The sequence below is a fragment of the Agromyces terreus genome (genome assembly GCF_009749465.1).
Taxonomy (GTDB): Bacteria; Actinomycetota; Actinomycetes; order Actinomycetales; family Microbacteriaceae; genus Agromyces; species Agromyces terreus.
Genome location: NZ_WBIS01000001.1, coordinates 936,592 through 957,789 on the forward strand (window position 1 = coordinate 936,592; position 21,198 = coordinate 957,789).

At 67.8% G+C, this 21,198-nt stretch carries 18 protein-coding genes; 10 read left to right on the plus strand and 8 right to left on the minus strand.

Annotated elements, in window-relative coordinates:
* Window positions 1-23: 23 nt before the first annotated feature.
* Both GQQ92_RS04225 and glpK read left to right on the plus strand, forming a co-directional pair.
* Window positions 24-791, plus strand: a complete 768-nt coding sequence (locus GQQ92_RS04225; RefSeq protein WP_156997932.1) for an MIP/aquaporin family protein — start codon at window positions 24-26, stop codon at window positions 789-791.
* 95 nt (window positions 792-886) lie between these two features.
* Entirely contained in the window at window positions 887-2,401 is a 1,515-nt protein-coding gene (glpK, locus tag GQQ92_RS04230) for a glycerol kinase GlpK (RefSeq protein WP_156997933.1), read from the plus strand.
* Window positions 2,402-2,470: 69 nt separating this feature from the next.
* Here glpK and trpD read toward each other — a convergent pair whose 3' ends face one another.
* Window positions 2,471-3,535 (minus strand): anthranilate phosphoribosyltransferase, encoded by a 1,065-nt coding sequence (trpD, locus tag GQQ92_RS04235; RefSeq protein ID WP_156997934.1) that lies wholly within the window; start codon window positions 3,533-3,535, stop codon window positions 2,471-2,473.
* Between the two features lie 132 nt (window positions 3,536-3,667).
* Between trpD and ctaE the strand changes: the two genes are divergently transcribed.
* Genes ctaE through GQQ92_RS04260 form a run of 5 tightly spaced genes read left to right on the plus strand, consistent with a single transcriptional unit; the run spans window position 3,668 to window position 8,788 of the window.
* Complete coding sequence (ctaE, locus tag GQQ92_RS04240) at window positions 3,668-4,306, plus strand: aa3-type cytochrome oxidase subunit III (protein WP_197738057.1); 639 nt, start codon at window positions 3,668-3,670, stop codon at window positions 4,304-4,306.
* A gap of 49 nt (window positions 4,307-4,355) precedes the next feature.
* The gene (qcrC, locus tag GQQ92_RS04245) at window positions 4,356-5,150 is read left to right on the plus strand and encodes a cytochrome bc1 complex diheme cytochrome c subunit (protein WP_156997935.1); all 795 of its coding nucleotides are present in this window, start codon (window positions 4,356-4,358) and stop codon (window positions 5,148-5,150) included.
* Between the two features lie 37 nt (window positions 5,151-5,187).
* Window positions 5,188-6,264 (plus strand): cytochrome bc1 complex Rieske iron-sulfur subunit, encoded by a 1,077-nt coding sequence (gene qcrA / locus GQQ92_RS04250; protein ID WP_156997936.1) that lies wholly within the window; start codon window positions 5,188-5,190, stop codon window positions 6,262-6,264.
* Window positions 6,249-7,868 carry a cytochrome bc1 complex cytochrome b subunit gene (qcrB, locus tag GQQ92_RS04255; protein WP_197738097.1) on the plus strand — a complete coding sequence of 540 codons (1,620 nt, stop codon included), beginning with the start codon at window positions 6,249-6,251 and terminating at the stop codon, window positions 7,866-7,868. The genes qcrA and qcrB overlap by 16 nt, the downstream gene beginning before the upstream one ends.
* On the plus strand, window positions 7,796-8,788 hold the full coding sequence (locus tag GQQ92_RS04260) for a putative RNA methyltransferase (RefSeq protein ID WP_156997938.1): 993 nt from the start codon (window positions 7,796-7,798) through the stop codon (window positions 8,786-8,788). The genes qcrB and GQQ92_RS04260 overlap by 73 nt, the downstream gene beginning before the upstream one ends.
* A gap of 166 nt (window positions 8,789-8,954) precedes the next feature.
* Here GQQ92_RS04260 and GQQ92_RS04265 read toward each other — a convergent pair whose 3' ends face one another.
* From GQQ92_RS04265 to GQQ92_RS04285, 5 genes are all read right to left on the minus strand, one after another.
* Window positions 8,955-9,377 carry a cytochrome c oxidase subunit 4 gene (locus tag GQQ92_RS04265; RefSeq protein WP_156997939.1) on the minus strand — a complete coding sequence of 141 codons (423 nt, stop codon included), beginning with the start codon at window positions 9,375-9,377 and terminating at the stop codon, window positions 8,955-8,957.
* A complete protein-coding gene (gene ctaD, locus GQQ92_RS04270) occupies window positions 9,378-11,114 on the minus strand; it encodes an aa3-type cytochrome oxidase subunit I (RefSeq protein WP_156997940.1) in 1,737 nt (578 codons plus the stop codon). It abuts the gene before it with no gap.
* Window positions 11,111-12,013 carry an aa3-type cytochrome oxidase subunit II gene (gene ctaC / locus GQQ92_RS04275; protein WP_156997941.1) on the minus strand — a complete coding sequence of 301 codons (903 nt, stop codon included), beginning with the start codon at window positions 12,011-12,013 and terminating at the stop codon, window positions 11,111-11,113. The genes ctaD and ctaC overlap by 4 nt, the downstream gene beginning before the upstream one ends.
* Before the next feature lie 198 nt (window positions 12,014-12,211).
* A complete protein-coding gene (gene erpA, locus GQQ92_RS04280) occupies window positions 12,212-12,562 on the minus strand; it encodes an iron-sulfur cluster insertion protein ErpA (RefSeq protein WP_156997942.1) in 351 nt (116 codons plus the stop codon).
* Window positions 12,563-12,628: 66 nt separating this feature from the next.
* Window positions 12,629-14,071, minus strand: a complete 1,443-nt coding sequence (locus tag GQQ92_RS04285; RefSeq protein WP_156997943.1) for a dipeptidase — start codon at window positions 14,069-14,071, stop codon at window positions 12,629-12,631.
* Between the two features lie 35 nt (window positions 14,072-14,106).
* On the opposite strand from GQQ92_RS04285, the gene GQQ92_RS04290 reads away from it, so the two are divergent.
* Window positions 14,107-14,688 carry a DUF3043 domain-containing protein gene (locus GQQ92_RS04290; protein ID WP_156997944.1) on the plus strand — a complete coding sequence of 194 codons (582 nt, stop codon included), beginning with the start codon at window positions 14,107-14,109 and terminating at the stop codon, window positions 14,686-14,688.
* Window positions 14,689-14,811: 123 nt separating this feature from the next.
* Here the strand turns inward: GQQ92_RS04290 and GQQ92_RS04295 are convergent, their stop codons facing one another.
* Window positions 14,812-15,960, minus strand: coding sequence for an alkaline phosphatase family protein (locus GQQ92_RS04295; RefSeq protein WP_156997945.1), 1,149 nt, complete (start codon window positions 15,958-15,960; stop codon window positions 14,812-14,814).
* 72 nt (window positions 15,961-16,032) lie between these two features.
* On the opposite strand from GQQ92_RS04295, the gene GQQ92_RS04300 reads away from it, so the two are divergent.
* On the plus strand, window positions 16,033-18,507 hold the full coding sequence (locus GQQ92_RS04300; protein ID WP_156997946.1) for a DNA gyrase/topoisomerase IV subunit A: 2,475 nt from the start codon (window positions 16,033-16,035) through the stop codon (window positions 18,505-18,507).
* 92 nt (window positions 18,508-18,599) lie between these two features.
* On the opposite strand, the gene GQQ92_RS04305 is transcribed toward GQQ92_RS04300, so the two are convergent.
* On the minus strand, window positions 18,600-20,678 hold the full coding sequence (locus GQQ92_RS04305) for a DNA gyrase/topoisomerase IV subunit B (RefSeq protein WP_232057479.1): 2,079 nt from the start codon (window positions 20,676-20,678) through the stop codon (window positions 18,600-18,602).
* Between the two features lie 146 nt (window positions 20,679-20,824).
* Between GQQ92_RS04305 and GQQ92_RS04310 the strand changes: the two genes are divergently transcribed.
* Window positions 20,825-21,055, plus strand: a complete 231-nt coding sequence (locus tag GQQ92_RS04310; RefSeq protein WP_156997948.1) for a DUF7455 domain-containing protein — start codon at window positions 20,825-20,827, stop codon at window positions 21,053-21,055.
* Window positions 21,056-21,198: the final 143 nt, after the last annotated feature.

Here is a 21,198-nt window from a genome sequence, read left to right on the forward strand (position 1 = left end):
CGGCGCACGCGAAGGGGGTAGAAATGAATCTGGGAGTCATCTTCCTTTCGGAGATGGTCGGCACCGCGATGTTGGTTCTGCTCGGCTGCGGCGTCGTCGCCAACGTCGCGCTCGTCAAGAACAAGGGATTCAACGGCGGATTCCTGATGGTGAACATCGGCTGGGGCCTCGCGGTCTTCTCGGGCGTCATCGTCTCGTTCGCGTCGGGCGCCCACATCAACCCGGCGGTGACGCTCGGGCTGACCGTGAACATCCTCGGCAAGGGCGGCACGGAATTCGTGCCCGGCATCCCCATCGACGGGGCGTCCATCTTCACCTACATCGGCGCCCAACTCGTCGGCGCGATCATCGGCGCCGTGTTCTGCTGGCTCGCGTACAAGCAGCACTTCGACGAGGAGCCCGACCCGGCCAACAAGCTCGGCGTCTTCTCCACCGGTCCCGCCATCCGCTCCTACGGATGGAACCTCGTCACCGAGCTGATCGGCACCTTCGTGCTGGTCTTCGTGGTGATCGGATTCGGGTTCAACGGCGAGGCCGCAGGCCTCGCGTCGCTCGGCGCCCTTCCCGTCGCACTCCTCGTGATCGGCATCGGCGCCTCCCTCGGCGGCCCGACCGGCTACGCGATCAACCCGGCCCGTGACCTCGGTCCGCGCATCGCGCACGCCATCCTGCCCATCAAGGGCAAGGGCGGCAGCGACTGGTCCTACTCGTGGGTCCCGGTCGTCGGCCCGATCCTCGGAGGTCTCCTGGCGGGTTGGGCGGCGCTCGCCCTCCTGCCCGTGCTCGCCTAGCGGGCAGCGCCGCCCGGTCCGTCGGATCGGGCGGCGCCGTACATCACTGAATCGCGTGCCTCGGCGATCGGGGCGTGCAGCAACGAGAGGAAGTCATGGCCGACTACATCCTGGCGATCGACCAGGGAACCACGAGCACCCGCTCGATCGTCTTCGACAAGAAGGGATCGATCGTCTCGACCGGGCAGCTCGAGCACGAGCAGATCTTCCCGAAGGCGGGGTGGGTCGAGCACGACCCCGCCGAGATCTGGCGCAACACCCGCGAGGTGATCGGCCAGGCGCTCGGCAAGGCCAACATCACCCGCCACGACATCGCCGCGGTGGGCATCACGAACCAGCGCGAGACCGCCGTGGTCTGGGACAAGAACACCGGCGAGCCGGTCTACAACGCGATCGTCTGGCAGGACACCCGCACCCAGGCGATCGTCGACCGCCTCGCCGCCGACGGCGGCGTCGAACGGTTCAAGCCGATCGTGGGCCTCCCGCTCGCCACGTACTTCTCGGGCACGAAGATCGTCTGGATCCTCGAGAACGTCGAGGGCGCGCGCGAGAAGGCCGAAGCCGGCGACCTGCTCTTCGGCACGACCGACACCTGGGTGCTCTGGAACCTCACGGGCGGCGTCGACGGCGGCGTCCACGCGACGGATGTCACGAACGCGTCCCGAACCCTGTTCATGGATCTCGAGACCCTCTCGTGGCGCGACGACATCCTCGAGGCGTTCGACGTGCCGAAGTCGATGCTCCCCGAGATCCGCTCCTCCTCCGAGGTCTACGGAACCGTCGGTCTCTCGAGCCTCCTCCGCGAGGTCCCGGTGGCCGGCATCCTCGGCGATCAGCAGGCTGCCACGTTCGGACAGGCCGCGTTCGACGCGGGCGAATCGAAGAACACCTACGGCACGGGCAACTTCCTGATCTTCAACACCGACACCGAGATCATCCACTCGAAGAACGGCCTGCTGACCACGCTGGGCTACAAGCTCGGCGACGAGCCGGCGCACTACGCGCTCGAGGGATCGATCGCGGTGACCGGCTCGCTGATCCAGTGGCTCCGCGACAACCTCGGCATCATCTCGAGCGCGCCCGAGGTCGAAGAGCTCGCGAAGACCGTCGAGGACAACGGCGGCGCGTACTTCGTCCCGGCGTTCTCCGGGCTCTTCGCACCGTACTGGCGGTCGGATGCACGCGGTGCCCTCGTGGGCCTGACGCGGTACGTGAACAAGGGCCACATCGCGCGTGCGGCGCTCGAGGCGACCGCGTTCCAGACCCGCGAGGTGCTCGATGCCGTGAACGCCGACTCCGGGGTCGACCTCACCGAGCTCAAGGTCGACGGCGGCATGATCGCGAACAACACGCTCATGCAGTTCCAGGCCGACATCCTCGGCGTGCCGGTCGTGCGGCCGGTCGTCGCCGAGACGACGGCGCTCGGTGCCGCATACGCGGCCGGCCTCGCGGTCGGGTTCTGGTCGGATCTCGACGAGCTCCGCGCCAACTGGCAGGAGGACTCCCGCTGGGAGCCGAAGATGGACGACGAAGAGCGCGACCGTCAGATCCGCAACTGGAAGAAGGCCGTCACGAAGACCTTCGACTGGGTCGACGACGACGTGGAGTGATCTCTGCTCCGAACGGCATGAGAAGGGCCTCGCGGATGCCGCGGGGCCCGACTCATGCCACCGGTCAGCTCATGCCGCCGATCCGCGCCGGGTCGCCGCGATCCAGTCGTCGAGCTTGCGTGCGGCGGCGCCGCTGTCGATCGCCGCCGAGGCGACGGCCATCTTCTCGGCGAATCGGTCGAGGATCGCGCGCTGCACCTGCGACGGGTCCTTCGCGAGCTCGAACGAGACGAGGCCCGCGGCCGCATTGAGCACGACGATGTCGCGCACCGGCCCGGTCTCGCCGGCGAAGACGCGATGCACGATCTCGGCGTTGTGCGCGGCATCGCCGCCTGCGAGCTGATCGATCCGGGCGCGCGCGATGCCGAGGTCGCGCGGGTCGAGGTCGTGCTCCTTGACGGTGCCCCGCGAGACCTCCCACACGTGGCTGTGGCCGGTGGTCGTGAGCTCGTCGAGGCCGTCGTCGCCCCGGAAGACCAGGGCGGTCGCGCCGCGGGTCTGGAACACGCCGACGATGAGCGGCACGCGGTCGAGATGCGCGACGCCGACGGCGGATGCCTCGGGGCGCGCGGGGTTGCAGAGCGGGCCGAGGAAGTTGAACACGGTCGGCACGCCGAGCTGCGCGCGCACGGGGCCCGCGTGCCGGAATCCGGGGTGGAACGCGGCCGCGAATGCGAAGGTGATGCCGGTCTCCTCGAGCACCTCGGCGACCCGCTCGGGCGGCATCGCGAGATCGATGCCGAGCGCGCCGAGCACGTCGGACGCACCGGAAGCCGAACTCGCCGCGCGATTTCCGTGCTTGATCACGGGCACGCCGGATGCCGCGGCCACCACCGACGCCATGGTCGACACGTTCACCGTGCCGAACCGATCGCCGCCGGTGCCGACGATGTCGAGCGCCATCGGGTCCACCGGCAGCGCAACCGCGTGCTCGAGGATGGCATCTCGGAACCCGACGACCTCGTCGACGGTCTCCCCCTTCACGCGCAATGCCACGAGGAAGCCGGCGAGCTGCGCCTGCGTCGCCGCGCCCGTCATGACCTGTTCCATGCACCACGCGGCATCCGAAACGCTGAGATCTTCGCCGTCGAGCAGGGTCGTGAGGATGTCGGGCCAATTCGTTTCCGCGGGCATGGTCTCGATCCTAGCGAGCGGATTCACGGCTGATTCACGGCGCATCCACACCGGAAGTTAGGGCGACCTTACTTCTGGAGATCCGACACGGACCCCGACTATGACGAAAACTCAGCCCTGATTTCGGCCATAATGGTCTTCGTGACGAGCACCTCTATGACTTTCCAGGCGAGCGCGCCCGTGATCAAACGACCGAACACCGTTGCGGTGGGCACGATCGTCTGGCTCGGAAGCGAAGTCATGTTCTTCGCCGGCCTGTTCGCGATCTACTTCACGCTGCGGTCGACGTCGCCCGAGCTGTGGTCCGCAGAAGCCGGCGTGCTGAACTTCCCGTTCGCCCTGACGAACACGATCATCCTCGTGCTGTCGTCGGTGACCTGCCAGTTCGGCGTCTTCGCGGCCGAGAAGATGAAGCCCTACGCGACCAGCTGGAAGCCGTGGGACTGGGGCATGGTCGAGTGGTTCTTCCTCACCTTCGCCATGGGCGCCGTGTTCGTCTCCGGTCAGGTCTGGGAGTACGCGACCCTCGTCTCCGAGGGCATCGCGCTCGACTCGAACTCCTACGGCTCCGCGTTCTACCTCACGACCGGCTTCCACGGCCTGCACGTGACCGGCGGCCTCATCGCGTTCCTGCTCGTCATCGGCCGGGTCTTCGCGGTCAAGAACTTCGGACACAAGGAGGCGACGAGCGCAATCGTCGTCTCGTACTACTGGCACTTCGTCGACGTCGTCTGGATCGGCCTCTTCCTTGTCATCTACGTCCTCAAATAGTCGCAAGCAGGAGCGCCGACCCAGCATGCCCGTGAACAGGAAGAATCCCATGAACCGCCAGAAGCGACGCACCGGCCGCCGGCACCCGCTCGCAACGGTCGCCTTGCTCGCGATCGGCCTCGTCTTCACCGGAGGCGCGTACGCGGCGCTCAGCGCCGGCACCACCGCTCAGGCCGAGACCGACACCACCTCGCAGCAGACCATCGACGAGGGCAAGAAGCTCTTCCAGGCGAACTGCGCGACGTGCCACGGGCTCTCCGCCCAGGGCACCGACAACGGCCCCAGCCTCATCGGCGTCGGCGCCGCGGCGGTCGACTTCCAGGTCGGCACCGGCCGCATGCCCATGCAGATGCAGGGCCCGCAGGCTCAGGAGAAGCCGGTCCAGTTCACCGATGAGCAGGTCAAGCAGCTCGCGTACTACGTCGCCTCCCTCGGCCCGGGCCCCGACATCCCCTCCGATCACCTCGTGAACGGCGGCGGCGATGCGGCCAGCGGCGCCGAGCTCTTCCGCATCAACTGCGCGATGTGCCACAACGTCGCCGGCGCGGGCGGCGCCCTCACCGAGGGCAAGTTCGCTCCCCCGCTCACCGACGTCTCGGGCGTCCACATCTACGAGGCGATGGTCACGGGCCCGCAGAACATGCCCGTGTTCAACGACCTGAACATCTCGCCCGAAGACAAGCGCGACATCATCACGTACCTCAAGTACGTCCAGGACAACGCCTCCCCCGGCGGATTCGAGCTGGGCTCGCTCGGCCCGGTCGCCGAGGGTCTGTTCATCTGGATCTTCGGTCTCGGCGCGATCGTCGCGATCACCGTGTGGATCACGGCGAAGTCCAACTAGCGCACGCCGGTACCGAAGTACCTGAAGAAGGAGAACCATGGCCCAGGACGACAACAGCGGAGCTGAACTCGCCGCTGCCGACTCGTCGCATGCCGCGCACGAATCCGATGCCTCGCCCGGCACCGCGCTGATCGTTCAGGACGCGTTCGAGAACCCGGGTTTCCCGGCGCACCGACCCCGTGTGACCGATGAGAACCCGCAGCGCGAGAAGCGCGCGCAGCGCACGGTCTACACGCTCTTCTACCTCTCGATCGTCGGGAGCCTGTGGGCGGTCGCCGCGTACATGCTCTTCCCGATGGAGTCGAACAACGCGGGCGACGTGCGCCTGAACAACCTGTTCTTCGGTCTGGGCGCGGCGCTCGCGCTGCTCGCGCTCGGCATCGGCATCGTGCACTGGGGCAAGTCCGTGATGCAGGACGTCGAGCTCGTCGACGAGCGACACGCCATCGGCGGCACGCCCGAGACGCAGGCCGCGGCCGTCAAGGTGTTCACCGATGCCGACCGCGAGTCGGGCTTCACGCGTCGCTCGGTCATCCGCAACAGCCTCATCGCCGCGATCGTCGTGTTCCCGCTTCCCGCCGTGGTCGCGTTCCGCGGACTGGCGCCCCAGGACCAGCTTCCCGTCCCGCTGCTGAGCCACACCATGTGGAGCAAGGGCACGCGCCTGACGCTCGACCCGAGCGGTGCGCCGATCAAGGCCGCCGACGTCACCATCGGCAGTGCGTTCCACGTGATCCCCGAGGGTCTCACCGACCTCGAGCACGGCAAGCTCGACGAGAAGGCCAAGGCCGCCGTCCTGCTCATGCGCCTCGAGCCCGGCGACCTGAACGAACTGCCCGAGCGCAAAGACTGGTCGTACGACGGGATCGTCGCCTACTCCAAGATCTGCACGCACGTCGGCTGCCCCGTGGCGCTCTACGAGCAGCACACGCACCACCTGCTCTGCCCGTGCCACCAGTCCCAGTTCGACGTCTCCAACCACTGCGAGGTCATCTTCGGACCGGCCAAGCGCCCGCTGCCCCAGTTGCCGATCGCGGTCGACGACGAGGGCTACCTCATCGCGCAGAGCGACTTCACCGAACCCGTCGGCCCGAGCTTCTGGGAGCGTCATTGAGTACCGCATCGCCCACCACTGACACGCAGAAGCGGTCGTTCACGACCTCTGCGGCCGTCTATGTGAACGAACGCACGAGCATCGCGGGCTTCATCAAGGAGCTCGGCCGCAAGGCGTTCCCCGACCACTGGTCGTTCCTGCTCGGCGAGGTCGCGCTCTTCTCGTTCGTCGTCATCCTCATCTCGGGAACGTTCCTGACGTTCTTCTTCCAGGCCTCGATGGCAGAGGTCCACTACGACGGCTCGTACGTTCCGCTCAAGGGCGTCGAGATGTCCGTCGCGATGGCGTCGACCCTGGACATCTCCTTCGACGTCCGCGGCGGCCTCTTCGTCCGTCAGATGCACCACTGGGCGGCGCTGCTGTTCGTCGCGGCCATCGGCCTGCACATGCTCCGCATCTACTTCACCGGCGCATTCCGCAAACCCCGCGAGTTCAACTGGGTGATCGGCTTCACGCTGTTCATCCTCGCCATGGCCGAAGGCTTCACCGGCTACTCGCTTCCCGACGACCTGCTCTCGGGCAACGGCCTTCGCATCATCGACGGCCTGGTCAAGGGCATCCCGGTGATCGGTACGTGGACCTCGTTCCTCATCTTCGGCGGCGAGTTCCCCGGCACTCAGATCGTCGGCCGGCTCTACTCGCTGCACATCATGATCCTGCCCGCGCTGGTCATCGCCTTCATCGCGCTGCACCTCGTGTTCGTGGTCGTCCACAAGCACACGCAGTACGCCGGGCCGGGCAAGACGCAGCAGAACGCCGTCGGCCCGCCCATCCTGCCGATCTACGCGGCGAAGGCCGGTGGCTTCTTCTTCATCATCTTCGGTGTCATCGCCCTGATCGCGGCGCTGTTCACCATCAACCCGATCTGGAACTACGGTCCGTACGACCCGTCCCCCGTGTCGGCCGGAACGCAGCCCGACTGGTACATCGGCTTCGCCGACGGCGCCCTGCGTCTCATTCCGCCGGGCTGGGAGTTCGTCTGGCTCGACCGCACGTGGTCGTTCAACATCATCGTCCCGCTCGTGGCCATCGGCATCTTCATCGTGCTGGTGCTGATGTACCCGTTCATCGAGGCGTGGATCACCGGCGACAAGCGCGAGCACCACATCGCCGACCGTCCCCGCAACGCCCCGACGCGCACCGCCATCGGCGCCGCCGGCGTCACGTTCTACGCCGGGCTCTGGGCGGCGGCGAGCTCCGACATCCTGGCCACGCACTTCTGGTTGACGATGGAGGGCGTGATCCACGCGCTCCAGGCCGTCGTCGTCATCGGTCCGTTCATCGCGTACTTCATCACGAAGCGCGTCTGCATCGCCCTCCAGAAGAAGGATCGCGAGATCGTTCTCCACGGCTACGAGTCGGGTCGTATCGTCCGTCTCCCGGGCGGCGAGTACATCGAGGTGCACGAGCCCCTCGACGAGTACGACCGGTGGCGTCTGGTGAGCTTCGAGAGCTACGCCCCGCTCATGATCCGGCCCAATGCGCGCGGCAAGATCACCGCCGGTCAGCGGTTCCGGGCCTCGCTCTCCCGTTGGTTCTTCGAGGATCGCATCGCTCCCGTGACCAAGGGCGAACTCGAGTCCGGTCACGGCGAACACCACTGACGGCTGAACAGCTGAACCGCACCACCGAATCGGGCACCGGAACCATGTCGTTGGACACGACATGGTTCCGGTGCCCGATCTGCATGCGTCGTCTCGCGCCGATCCAACGCCTCGTCATCGGCTGCGACACCGGGCACCGCTTCGATGTCTCCAAGCACGGCACCGTCACCCTGCTCCCCCCGAAAGCGCCCCGCACCATCGGCGACGACAGCGAGATGCTCGCGGCGAGGGCTTCGCTCCTCGACAGCCGACTGTACGAGCCGATCGCACACGCCGTCGTTCAGGCGACCGGGCAGTGGAGACGTTCGGAGGTTCACACCGCGCGCGATCCGTCGGCACGGCCTCGCATCGCCGACTTCGGCAGCGGCACGGGCTACTACACGAACGCTGTGGCCCGAGAACACGTGGGCTCGCCGGTGTTGGCCGCCGACCGCTCCCCCATCGCGGCGCGGATGTCCGCGCGGGCCGTCGCCGACGCGACCGGCGTCATCCTCGACATCTGGCGCCCACTTCCCCTGAACGACGACGTCGTCGACATCGCGCTCAACGTCTTCGCTCCGCGAAATCCTGCCGAGTACGCACGCGTCATGCGAGCCGACGGGATCCTCGTCGTCGTCGTGCCACGCGAGGACCACCTCATCGAACTTCAGCGCGCAGGCGCCATGCTGAGCATCTCCGACGACAAAGGCGCCAAGGTGACCGCGGCACTGGTCGAAGCCGGCTTCACCCGCGAGACGGGCGCCGCGGTCGAATACCGCCGAGAGATCGACGCTGCACAACGCGAGCTGCTGACCGACATGGGACCGACGGCGCACCACGTACGCTCGGCCGATGAACGACCGAGCGGGAGCCCGGCCCGCTCATCGGTGACGGTGTCGGTCGAGGTGCTGACCTTCCGTCTGGACGCGCGCGGAGACTGAACGGGCGAGACGCCGGAACGCTGCCAGGAGCGCGACGCTCGGCCCAACCCTTCACGGCCCAGCATGGGACCGAGCGGCACGCAGCGAATGAAGTTGTTGCGTCTGGAACGCCGGAACGGCCCTCACAACGTATTGTGAGGGCCGTTCGGCGTGTAGAACCGTAGGGTCAGCGGGCGAAGTTTCCGCGGTAGTACTCGTAGACCCAGCCGACGAGGCTGATGACGCCGATGCCGACCGCGATGAAGCTGATCCAGAAGCCGACCGCGAGCCCGAGGAAGAGCAGCGCCGCGGAACCCGCGAGCATGATCGGCCACCAGCTCCAGGGGCTGAAGAAGCCCAGCTCGGGGTCGCCGTCGTCGATGTTCGCGTCGAGACGGTCTTCCGGCAGCTCCGCACCCTGCGCCTTGTGCACGCGGCCGAGGTAGAACGCGATGAAGGCGGCGAGCACGGCGCTCAGGGAGATGGCGACCAGTCCGACCCATTCGACGCCGGGCTCGAGCTCGTCGACCGCGGTCCACGCGATGTAGATCGCCGCGGCGACCGCGAAGAATCCGGCCAGGATCCAGAAGAGAATCACATTCGCGCGCACTTACTTGACTTCCTTCGTCTCGACGTCGAACACGGGCGCATCGGGCGCATCCTTGCCCGCACCGATGCCGACGGGGATGCCGGCCTCGGGGTGGTTGAGATCGAACGCGGGAGACTCCGAACGGATACGCGGGATCGAGGTGAAGTTGTGCCGCGGGGGCGGGCAGCTGGTGGCCCACTCGAGCGAGCGACCGTATCCCCACGGGTCGTTCACGGTCACCTTGGGCGCACGACGCGCGGTGATGTACACGTTCAGGAAGAAGGGAATCAGCGAGATGGCCAGGATCGCCGACCCGATGGTCGACAGCTGGTTCATCCAGGTGATGTTGTCTTCGGGCAGGTACGAGTAGTACCGACGCGGCATCGCGACGACGCCCAACCAGTGCTGGATGAGGAAGGTCGTGTGGAAGCCGATGAACAGCAGCCAGAAGTGCCACTTGCCCAGCGTCTCGTTGAGCATCTTGCCGGTCCACTTCGGCCACCAGAAGTAGAAGCCGGCGAACATCGCGAACACGACGGTGCCGAAGACGACGTAGTGGAAGTGCGCGACGACGAAGTAGGTGTCGGAGACCGCGAAGTCGAGCGGCGGCGAGGCGAGGATGACGCCCGTGAGCCCGCCGAAGACGAAGGTGATGAGGAAGCCGATCGACCAGACGAGCGGCGTCTCGAACGTGATCGATCCGCGCCACATCGTGCCGATCCAGTTGAAGATCTTCACGCCGGTCGGTACCGCGATGAGCATGGTCATCAAGGAGAAGAAGGGCAGCAGCACGGAACCCGTGACGTACATGTGGTGCGCCCAGACCGTGACCGAGAGAGCGGCGATCGCGATGGTCGCGTAGACCAGCGTCGAGTAGCCGAAGATCGGCTTGCGGCTGAACACCGGGAAGATCTCGGACACGATGCCGAAGAACGGCAGGGCGATGATGTAGACCTCGGGGTGGCCGAAGAACCAGAACAGGTGCTGCCACAGGATGACGCCGCCGTTGGCGGGGTCGTAGATGTGCGCACCGAACACACGGTCGGCGCCGGCCGCCAGGATCGCAGCCGCGAGCACCGGGAAGGCCATCAGCACGAGGATCGAGGTGACGAGCGTGTTCCACGTGAAGATCGGCATGCGGAACATGGTCATGCCGGGGGCGCGCATCGTGATGATCGTCGTGATGAAGTTCACGGCGCCGAGGATGGTGCCGAAGCCCGAGAGGCCGAGGCCAAGCATCCAGAGATTGCCGCCCACACCCGGTGAGAACGTCGTCGATGCGAGCGGCTGATACGCGAACCATCCGAACGATGCGGCGCCCTGCGGCGTGAAGAATCCGGACACCGCCATGAGCGAGCCGAACGCGAACAGCCAGAACGCGAAGGCGTTCAGTCGCGGGAACGCGACGTCGGGCGCGCCGATCTGCAGCGGCATGAGCACGTTGGCGAAACCGGCGAACAGCGGCGTCGCGAACATCAGCAGCATGATCGTGCCGTGCATCGTGAAGAGCTGGTTGTACTGCTCACGGGTCTGGACGATCTCGAGACCGGGCTCGAAGAGCTGGGCGCGGATGATCAGCGCCATGACGCCGCCGATGCAGAAGAACACGAAGGAGGTGATCAGGTACATGTACCCGATGACCTTGTGGTCGGTGGAGGTGATCCACCGGACGAGGATGTTGCCCTTGCGTTCGACCTTCGGTGCGCCGAAGGGAAGGCTGCTCGACTGCGGCCGAGCCGGTGCGGTCGTGGTGCTCATTCGCCTTCGTGCTCCTCTTTCAGTTCGGGCGCGCCCGTTCCGGGCAGGTTCTGGTTGCGGTCGTACTCGTTCGAGAGCTGACCCTCCTGGCCGAGATCGCGCAGCGAATCGATGTAGTCCTCGTACTCCGCATCGGAGACGACCTTCACGTTGAAGAGCATCAACGAGTGGTACTCGCCGCAGAGTTCGGCGCACTTGCCCTCGTAGGTGCCCTCGCGTTCGGGCACGAACGACATGTAGTTGGTCTTGCCGGGGAACATGTCCTTCTTGTAGAGGAAGTCCACGACCCAGAACGAGTGGATGACGTCTCGCGACTCGAGCTCGATCTCGATGTTCTTGCCGACGGGCAGGTACAGCGTGGGCACCTCGGACTCGACGAGCGAGCCCTTCGGCCCCTCGTCGGAGAGCTGGCCCTGGATGCCGGGCGAGTAGACGTCTTCGTTCACGTAGTTGAAGTCCCAGGCCCACTGCTTGGCGATGACCTCGACCTTGACGTCGATCTGGTCATCGGCGAAGCGCTGCTCGATCGCCTCCTGATCGCGCGCGGTGAAGGCGAAGAACCCGAGCACCAGGATGAGCGGCACGATCGTGTAGAAGACCTCGATCGGCATGTTGTAGCGGAGCTGCACCGGGAGGCCGGTCTGGCCCTTGCGGCGACGGTAGGCGATGACGGCCCAGATCGTCAGGCCCCAGGTGATGACGCCGACGACGAGCAGCACGATCCACGACGTGACCCACAGGCCCGAGACGCGCTCGGTGTGGTTGGTGACGGGAGGCTGTCCGTCCTCGAAGCCCGGCAGGAACCCGTTCAGCTGAGCAGTCGTGCACCCTGCGAGTACGAGACTGAGCGACGCTGCGATCGGGATAGCAGCCCATCGGAGACGGCGATTGTGGCGCACCGGTGACCTTTCGGGAGACTCGAAGGCGCTTCACAGCGAAGCGCATGATCGATGGATAGCCTACTCCGACTCGACCGCGCTGGCGTGCAAGGGAACCTCGTTTTCCGGGCATCGGCGTGCGGATTTCTACGATCATCGGCGCAAACAGAAAAGGGAGGCTGCCGGCGGCAGCCTCCCTCCTGGAGTCGAACTCAGCGCTCAGTGGAACGAATCACCGCATGCACAGCTTCCCTCTGCGTTGGGATTGTCGATCGTGAAGCCCTGCTTCTGGATGGTGTCCTCGAAGTCGATCGAGGCCCCGTCGAGGTAGGGGACGCTCATCTTGTCGACGATGACCTCGACGCCCGAGTAGTCCACCACCGCGTCGCCGTCGAGCATGCGCTCGTCGAAGTAGAGCTGGTAGATGAGGCCCGAGCAACCGCCGGGCTGCACCGCGACGCGGAGACGCAGATCGTCGCGCCCCTCCTGTTCGAGAAGGCTGCGGACCTTGTCGGCCGCCGTGTCGCTCAGCTTGACGCCGTGTGCGGTGTCGGTGATGGTGTCGCTCATGTCTCTCCTCGGTGCGTCGAAGAACGCCTGATGTCTGGACGCGATTCTACCCGCTCCTCCTGGGATTCAGGCCGGTTCGGCGGATTCCGAGGATCCGCGCGCGTCGAGCCTGGCGAAAAGCAGGGCCTCGCTCAGCAGCGCCCGCTTGAACACGCCGAGGTGCAACGACTCGTTCGGGCTGTGCGCGCGGGAGTCGGGATCCTCGACCCCGGTGACGAGGATCTGCGCCTCGGGGAACTCCTCCACGAGCTCCGCGATGAACGGGATGGATCCGCCGACGCCGATGTCGATCGGCGCCCGCCCCCAGGCATCCGTCATCGCCGACCGTGTCTCCTCGACCGCCCAACCGCCGGTGTCGACGAGGAAGGCCTGCCCCTTGTCGACGTCCTCGAAGCCCAGCTTCACGCCGAACGGCGCCGCTGCCTCGAGGTGCGCGCGGATCGCGTCGTACGCGTCGCCCGCGTCCTGACCGGGTGCGATGCGGGCGCTGATGCGCACGCGCACCTCGGGCACGAGCGTGTTCGACGCGTTCGCGACGTCGGGAGCGTCGATGCCCGTGACCGTGACGCTCGGCTGCGCCCAGATGCGGGAGAGGATGCTGCCGGAGCCGATCGGGGTCACGCCCTCGACGAGTCCGGCCTCGGCGCGAAGCTGCGCCTCGTCGTAGGCCGGCGGTTCGAGGTCGGCCGAGGTGAGCCCGGCGATGGCGACCGAGCCGTCGGCGTTCCACATGGTGTCGAGGACGCGGACGGCGGCGAGCATCGCGTCGGGGACCGCTCCCCCGAACATGCCGGAGTGCGAGGCGTGCTCGAGGGTGCGGATGCGCACGTTGAATGCGACGGCACCGCGGAGCGCGACGGTGATGGCCGGGGTGTCGACATCCCAGTTGCCCGAGTCCGCGACGATGATCGCGTCGGCCGCGAGCAGGTCTCGATTCTCGCGCAGGAAGTTCGCGAAGGATCTGGACGCCCATTCCTCCTCGCCCTCGATGAAGACCGCGAGCCCGAGGTCGAAGTCACCGGCGGCCTCGGCGAAGGCCCGCACGGCGCCGACATGAGCCATGACGCCGGCCTTGTCGTCGGCGGCGCCGCGTCCGTAGAGCCGATCGCCGCGCTGCGTCGGCTCGAAGGGCGACGTCTCCCAGTCCTCGTCCTTTCCGGGCGGCTGGACGTCGTGGTGGGCGTAGAGCAGCACGGTCGGTCGCCCGTTGCGCGCCGGGCGGCTCGCCACGACCGCGGGCTGACCGAGTTCGCTGCCGTCGTCGACGAGCGCCCGGCGCACCTCGACGAGATCGAAGACCCCGGTCTCGCGGAGCAGCGCGGCGACGGCGTCGGCACTGCGGGCGACATGGGCCGGATCGAAGGCGGGCCAGGAAACCGACGGGATCCTCACGAGGTTCGCGAGATCGGCGATCGTGCTCGGGAATCCGGCGTCGACGGCGTCGCGGATCGCGTCGACGACCTCGGGGTTCGGGGCGGAGGCGGGGCCGGTGGGTGTGGGCTCGGTCATGCCGGTAATCTTAAAGGAACCGATTCGAGGGACCAGTGGCAAAGCAACCCACCAACAGCGAAGAACCGAGCGCCGAGACGCTCGAAGAGACCCAGGCACGGCTGAAGGCCGGCAAGGGGGCACCGACACCGACCCGTGCCGAGCAGGAGGCTGCGCGAAAGCGCCCCCTCGTGCCGAACGACCGCAAGGAAGCGGCGAAGGCGGCCAAGGCGAAGGAGGCCGAAGCACGCGAGCGCGCCCGCGTCGGCATGGCCGCCGGCGATGAGCGGTACCTCCCCATGCGCGACCGGGGTCCGCAGAAGAAGTTCGTGCGCGACTACGTCGACGCGCGCTTCAGCATCGGCGAGATCCTGATCCCGGTGATGTTCGCGGTGATCATCCTCACGTTCATCCCGAGCGCGCAGGTGCAGGCGATCGGCATCCTCGCGCTCTGGTCGTTCTTCCTGATCGCGATCGTCGACGTGATCGTGCTCGGCCAGGTGCTCACCCGCAAGCTCCGGGCCAAGTACGGCGAGAAGACCGAGCGCGTGCGGTGGTACGCCGCCATGCGCGCCCTCCAGCTGCGCATGCTCCGCCTGCCGAAGCCGCAGGTCAAGCGCGGCCAGTACCCGAGCTGACGCGAACACGGGTTCCAGACGACGGCCGGCGGCGGATGCCCCGGCCGTCGTCGTGTCCGGGCCCCTCACGCGCGGGTGGAACCCGTCGGCGGCGCAGCGGCACCGGCGACCGCTGGGCCGCGCTCAGGCTCGGCGGAAGACCCCGCCGCGGATGAGCGGCACGCGCGTCTCGTCGTCGGTCAGCGAACCGTGCTGCCCGATCATGGCCTCGGCCTGCCGGTTCGGCTCGCGTCGGTCGTAGTACGCGATGCCGGCTCGCGCGGCGACCAGGATGTCGCCGATGCGCGGCCGGACCTCGTCGGCGACGGCGCCGTACAGGCCCGCCGCGACCGCTTCGTCGCGTGAGAGGACCCACGAGCGGTGCCCCTCGGCGTCGCGCCACCGGGCGAGGAGCCCGTCCCGCTCCCCCGCGTCGAGCGCCGGCTCGAGGTAGAGCGAGAGGAAGCGCGGCTCTCCGCCCACGTGCCGGACCCCCGCGAGCAGCTCGGGCTTCGCGTCGACGAACACGTGACGGTGCGCGGGCACGTCGACCACGCCGTGGTCGGCGGTCACGAGCAGACCCGTGCCTCGAGGCATCCGCCCCTCGAAGGAGGCGACCTCCGCGTCGAGCTGCTCGAGCAGGCCCAGCCATCGGTCGGACTCCCAGCCATGCGCGTGCGCGGCCTGGTCGAGTTCGGGCACGTACAGGTAGATGAGCGGGGCGCTCCTCCTCCGGAGCAGGTCGAGCGCCTCGGCGAACCGGTCGGCGATCGAGGCGGCGGCGCGATACTCGGCTCCGCGGAGGACCGCCCGCGTGAATCCGGAGTCGGCGTACCGCGCGGCGCCGATCGCGACGGCGTCGATGCCGGCGGCGTGCGCCCGCTCGAACACGGTCTCGCTGCGTTGCCAGGTCTCGGGCACCATCGCGGCGTCCCACCCGCTGAGCTGGTTGACGAGCCGGTCGTTCGCTGCGTCGAGCGTGCGATAGCCGACGAGCCCGTGCTCGCCCGGCATGCGCCCGGTGGTCAGGCTCGCGAGGGCCGCGGCGGTCGTGGAGGGCAGCACCGTGCGGATGACGTCGCGCTTGGCCATCCGTCCCGCGAGGAACCGCGCGTGTCCGGCACGGGCCTGGAGGTTCGCCGCGCCGAGGCCGTCGACGAGGACCACCACGACGCCGGATGCCTCGGGCAGGCCGAGCCGGTTCGACTCGCCGCCGAGGCTGGACCGCGAACTGCCGAGCACCTCGGTGAGGCGCGGAACCGCGTCGGCGGGCACCGGTAGCATGGCAGGCATCGCGCCCAGTCTCGCACAGGCAGGGCGCGCCCTTCATTCCCGGCGTGAGCCCGACAGCAGCAGAGAACACGGATGACCCGAGCCAAGAACCCGCCCGCCGAAGAACCGATCGTCGAGCGCATCGAAGACGTCGACGTCGCCACCGAGATGCAGGGCTCGTTCCTCGAGTACGCGTACTCCGTCATCTACTCGCGGGCGCTGCCCGACGCCCGCGACGGGCTCAAGCCCGTGCAACGGCGCATCCTCTTCGGCATGAACGAGATGGGCCTGCGGCCCGACCGCGGGCACGTCAAGTCGTCGCGCGTCGTCGGCGAGGTCATGGGCAAGTACCACCCCCACGGCGACACCGCCATCTACGACACGCTCGTGCGCATGGCGCAGGCGTTCACGCTGCGGGTGCCCCTCGTCGACGGCCACGGCAACTTCGGCTCGCTCGACGACGGCCCGGCCGCATCGCGGTACACCGAGGCGCGCCTCACCGCCGCCGCGATCGCGATGAACGAGGGCCTCGACGAAGACGTCGTCGACTTCGTGCCGAACTACGACAACCAGTTCATGCAGCCGTCGGTGCTGCCCTCGGCCTACCCGAACCTCCTGGTGAACGGCGCGAGCGGCATCGCCGTCGGCATGGCGACGAACATGGCGCCCCACAACCTCATCGAGGTCGTCGCCGCGGCACGCCACCTGATCGCCAACCCCGACGCCTCGCTCGACGAGCTCATGGAGTTCGTGCCGGCGCCCGACCTGCCCTCCGGCGGCACGATCGTGGGCCTCGCCGGCATCCGCGACGCCTACGCCACCGGGCGCGGCAGCTTCAAGACCCGCGCGAAGGTGCGCATCGAGCCCATCACGGCGCGCAAGACCGGCCTGGTGGTCACCGAGCTTCCCTATCTCGTCGGCCCCGAGAAGGTCATCGAGAAGATCAAGGACGGCGTCAACGCCAAGAAGATCAGCGGCATCTCCGACGTCACGGACCTCACCGACCGCACGAACGGCCTGCGTCTCGTCATCGGCATCAAGACCGGCTTCAGCCCCGACGCCGTGCTCGAGCAGCTCTACCGGCTCACCCCCCTCGAAGACTCGTTCAACATCAACAACGTCGCGCTGGTGAACGGCGGCCCGCAGACCCTCGGCCTGCGCGAACTGCTGCAGGTCTACGTCGATCACCGCATCTCGGTCGTCACCCGTCGGTCGCAGTACCGCCTCGCGCGGCGCAAGGAGCGACTGCACCTGGTCGACGGCCTGCTCATCGCGATCCTCGACATCGACGAGGTCATCCAGGTCATCCGCTCGAGCGACGACACCGCCGCCGCACGCTCCCGCCTCATGGAGGTCTTCGACCTCAGCGTCGTTCAGACCGACTACATCCTCGAGCTCCAGCTGCGTCGGCTCACGAAGTTCTCGCGCATCGAGCTCGAGGCCGAACGCGACAAGCTCCGCGCCGAGATCGAGGAGCTCGAGGCGATCCTCGCCAGCCGGCATCGCATCGAGGCGCTCGTCTCCGACGAGCTCGCCGAGATCGCCGAGAAGTACGGCACACCTCGGCGCACGCTCCTCACCGACGCCCGACCGGTCGCGACCGGCGCCGCGGCCAAGCGTGCCGCGGCGATCCTCGAGGTCGCGGATGTCCCGTGCCGCGTGTTCCTCTCGGCCACCGGCCGCATCGCGCGGGTCGACCTGCAGCCGGGCGAGGCGGGCGCTCCGAGCATCACGGTTCCGGCACGCCGGAGCAAGCACGACGCGATCCTCTCGGTCCTCGACACGACGAGCCGGGCCGAGATCGGCGCGGTCACGAATCTCGGCCGGCTGGTGCGTTTCACCGCGGTCGACGTTCCCATGCTGCCGCCGAGCTCGGTGCAGATGGGCGCCGGCGTGAAGGTCGGCGACTACCTCGGCCTGTCGAATCGCGATGAGAAGGTCCTCGCGCTCGTCTCGCTCACCGCCGACCGCTCGATCGCCCTCGGCACCAGGCAGGGGGTCGTCAAGCGGGTCTCGACCGGCGCGTATCCGAACCGACCGGAGTTCGAGCTCATCGGCCTCAAGGCCGGCGACGAGGTCGTCGGCGCGGTGCAGGGCGGCGAGAACGACGAACTCGTCTTCATCGCCTCGGATGCGCAGCTGCTGCACTTCCCGGCGGCGGCCGTTCGGCCGCAGGGCTGCCCCGCCGGCGGCATGGCGGGCATCAAACTCGCGAGCGGTGCAAAGGTCGTGCACTTCACGAGCCTGCCGTCCGACGCGATCGAGCAGACCGTGGTCGTCACGGTCGCCGCGGCGAGCGACACGCTGCTCGGCGTCGACGCCGGCAGCGCGAAGGTCAGCGAGTTCTCGGAGTTCCCGGCCAAGGGCCGTGCCACGGGCGGCGTCCGAGCGCAGCGATTCCTCAAGGGCGAAGATGCCGTCCGCCTCGCGTGGGCCGGCCCGGCTCCCGCGCTCGCGGTCGCGGCCGACGGCGCCGCCCGAACCTTGCCCGGGAGCGGCGCCAAGCGCGACGCGTCGGGTCAGCCCCTCGAAGCGCACATCGCGGCGATCGGCACGCGAGTCGGCTGATTCGCAACGATCGAGCTGAACCGCGTTGGGCAGAACCGGTCGACGATCGATGCATCTCGTCGCCGCGTGGCCCCGATCGGGGCCACGCGAGGTCAGGCGTCGATGCGTTCGCGCTCGAGGCCGTCGGCACTCTCGACGATGAACTCCTTGCGCGGTGCGACCTCGTTGCCCATGAGCAGCTCGAAGACGCGCCCGGCGTTCTCGGCGTCGCCGAGGCCCACACGACGCAGCGTGCGCTGGCGACGATCCATGGTCGTCGTCGCGAGCTGGTCGGCATCCATCTCGCCGAGGCCCTTGTACCGCTGGATCGGGTCCTGGTACTTCTTGCCCTGCTTCTTCAACGAGGCGAGCACCCCGGCCAGCTCGGCCTCGGAGTACGTGTAGATCGTCTCGTTCGGCTTCGAGCCCGGGTTCATGACGACGACGCGGTGCAGGGGCGGCACGGCGGCGAAGACTCGGCCCTCTTCGATCATGGGTCGCATGTACCGGAAGAACAGCGTGAGCAGCAGCGTGCGGATGTGAGCACCGTCGACATCGGCATCGCTCATGATGATGACCTTGCCGTAGCGCGCGGTCGCGATGTCGAAGCTGCGACCGGAACCGGCGCCGATGACCTGGATGATCGACGCGCACTCGGCGTTGCCGAGCATGTCGGCCACACTGGCCTTCTGCACGTTCAGGATCTTGCCGCGGATCGGGAGGAGCGCCTGGTGCTCGCTGTCGCGCGCGAGCTTCGCGGTGCCGAGTGCCGAGTCGCCCTCGACGATGAACAGCTCGCTGTGCGCGACATCCGTCGACCGGCAGTCGACGAGCTTGGCGGGCAGTGACGAACTCTCGAGCGCGTTCTTGCGCCGCTGCGTCTCTTTGTGCGCCCTGGCCGAGATGCGCGACTTCATCTCGGCGACGACCTTGTCGAGCAGGAGCGAGGACTGCGCCTTGTCGTCGCGCTTCGTCGAGGAGAAGCGCGCGCCGAGCTCCTTCGTGAGCACGTTCGACACGATCGCGCGAACCGCGGGGGTGCCGAGCACCTCTTTCGTCTGCCCCTCGAACTGCGGTTCGGGCAGGCGCACCGTGATGACGGCGGTGAGACCGGCCAGCACGTCGTCCTTCTCGAGCTTGTCGTTGCCGGCCTTCAGACGGCGGGCGTTCTGCTCGACCTGCTGGCGCAGGAACTTCAGCAGCCCCTGGTCGAAGCCGGTCTGGTGCGTGCCGCCCTTCGGCGTGGCGATGATGTTGACGAACGACCGCACGACCGTGTCGTACCCGGTGCCCCATCGGAGCGCGATGTCGACCGCGCACTCGCGCTTGAGTTCGGTCGGCACCATCGCTCCGCCGTCGGTGAGCACCGGCACCGTCTCTGAGAACGTGCCGGTGCCGGTGAGCCGCCAGACGTCGGTCAACGCCGAATCGACGGCGAGGTGCTCGACGAACTCGGAGATGCCGCCCTCGAACTGGAAGGACGACGTGTGCGGCTCGTCGCCGCGCTCATCGGCGACGTCGATGGCGAGCCCCGGCACGAGGAACGCGGTCTGGCGGGCCCGGCCGAGGAGCTCCTCGGACTGGAACTCCGCACCCTTGGTGAAGATCTGCCGATCGGCCCAGTAGCGGATGCGCGTGCCGGTGACGCCCTTCGCGACCCTGCCCACGACGCGCAGTTCGCTGCGCTCCTCGAAGGGGGTGAACGGGGCGTCGGGCGACGGGGTGCCCGAATCGGCGAAGATGCCGGGCTCGCCGCGGTGGAAGGACATCGCCCACGTCTTGCCGTCGCGGTCGACCTCGACGTCGAGACGCTCGGACAGGGCGTTCACGACGGACGCGCCGACCCCGTGCAGGCCGCCGGACGCGGCGTACGAGCCCGAGCCGAACTTGCCGCCGGCGTGCAGCTTGGTGAAGACGACCTCGACGCCGGACAGGCCGGTCTTGGGCTCGATGTCGACCGGGATGCCACGCGCACGGTCGCGCACCTCGACGCTGCCGTCGGGATGCAGCGTGACGCCGATCTCTGCGCCGTGCCCCGCGAGCGCCTCGTCGACGGAGTTGTCGATGATCTCCCAGAGGCAGTGCATGAGGCCTCTGGAGTCGGTCGAGCCGATGTACATGCCGGGTCGTTTGCGAACGGCCTCGAGGCCCTCGAGCACGGAGAGATGGCGGGCGGAATAGTCGGAGCTCACGTCGACCAAGCCTACTGAGCACCGCCGACCGCTGAGTGCAGGCGCTACGCGCTGAGCGAAATGCCCGACGCAAGGGAAGGACTCGGGCCCGCGACGTGCTTTCATTGATGAACGGAATTCGCGAACGTGAGCCAGGAGGAGGAGCCATGACGCAGTACACCGAAACCAACGGTGCGGTCGAGGAACTCGAGACCCCGTACGAGCTCACCGCGCTCGATCGCTGCGACGCATGCGGTGCCCAGGCGTACATCCGCGTGGTCGTCGGCAGCGGCGAACTGCTGTTCTGCGCCCACCACGGTCGCAAGCACCAGGAGAAGCTCTCGCAGATCGCGCACAGCTGGCACGACGAGTCCTCGCGGCTCAACGAGCGCCCCTGAGGCCCAGCTGACGACGCGCAGCGTCATCACGCCACGACGAACGCCCCGAGATCGATCTCGGGGCGTTCGTGCGTCGTGCGGGCGTTCGCGCGCAGGACCGTTCGTGCGCCGAACCGTTCGATCGGCGGCGACGGCGTTGCCGG

Excerpts from the sequence above, each read along its gene's own strand:
- GQQ92_RS04225 (WP_156997932.1), top strand. The coding sequence starts at position 24 with ATGAATCTGGGAGTCATCTTCCTTTCGGAGATGGTCGGCACCGCGATG.
- glpK (WP_156997933.1), top strand. The coding sequence starts at position 887 with ATGGCCGACTACATCCTGGCGATCGACCAGGGAACCACGAGCACCCGC.
- trpD (WP_156997934.1), bottom strand. The coding sequence starts at position 3,535 with ATGCCCGCGGAAACGAATTGGCCCGACATCCTCACGACCCTGCTCGAC.
- ctaE (WP_197738057.1), top strand. The coding sequence starts at position 3,668 with ATGGTCTTCGTGACGAGCACCTCTATGACTTTCCAGGCGAGCGCGCCC.
- qcrC (WP_156997935.1), top strand. The coding sequence starts at position 4,356 with ATGAACCGCCAGAAGCGACGCACCGGCCGCCGGCACCCGCTCGCAACG.
- qcrA (WP_156997936.1), top strand. The coding sequence starts at position 5,188 with ATGGCCCAGGACGACAACAGCGGAGCTGAACTCGCCGCTGCCGACTCG.
- ctaD (WP_156997940.1), bottom strand. The coding sequence starts at position 11,114 with ATGAGCACCACGACCGCACCGGCTCGGCCGCAGTCGAGCAGCCTTCCC.
- erpA (WP_156997942.1), bottom strand. The coding sequence starts at position 12,562 with ATGAGCGACACCATCACCGACACCGCACACGGCGTCAAGCTGAGCGAC.
- GQQ92_RS04285 (WP_156997943.1), bottom strand. The coding sequence starts at position 14,071 with ATGACCGAGCCCACACCCACCGGCCCCGCCTCCGCCCCGAACCCCGAG.
- GQQ92_RS04295 (WP_156997945.1), bottom strand. The coding sequence starts at position 15,960 with ATGCCTGCCATGCTACCGGTGCCCGCCGACGCGGTTCCGCGCCTCACC.
- GQQ92_RS04300 (WP_156997946.1), top strand. The coding sequence starts at position 16,033 with ATGACCCGAGCCAAGAACCCGCCCGCCGAAGAACCGATCGTCGAGCGC.
- GQQ92_RS04310 (WP_156997948.1), top strand. The coding sequence starts at position 20,825 with ATGACGCAGTACACCGAAACCAACGGTGCGGTCGAGGAACTCGAGACC.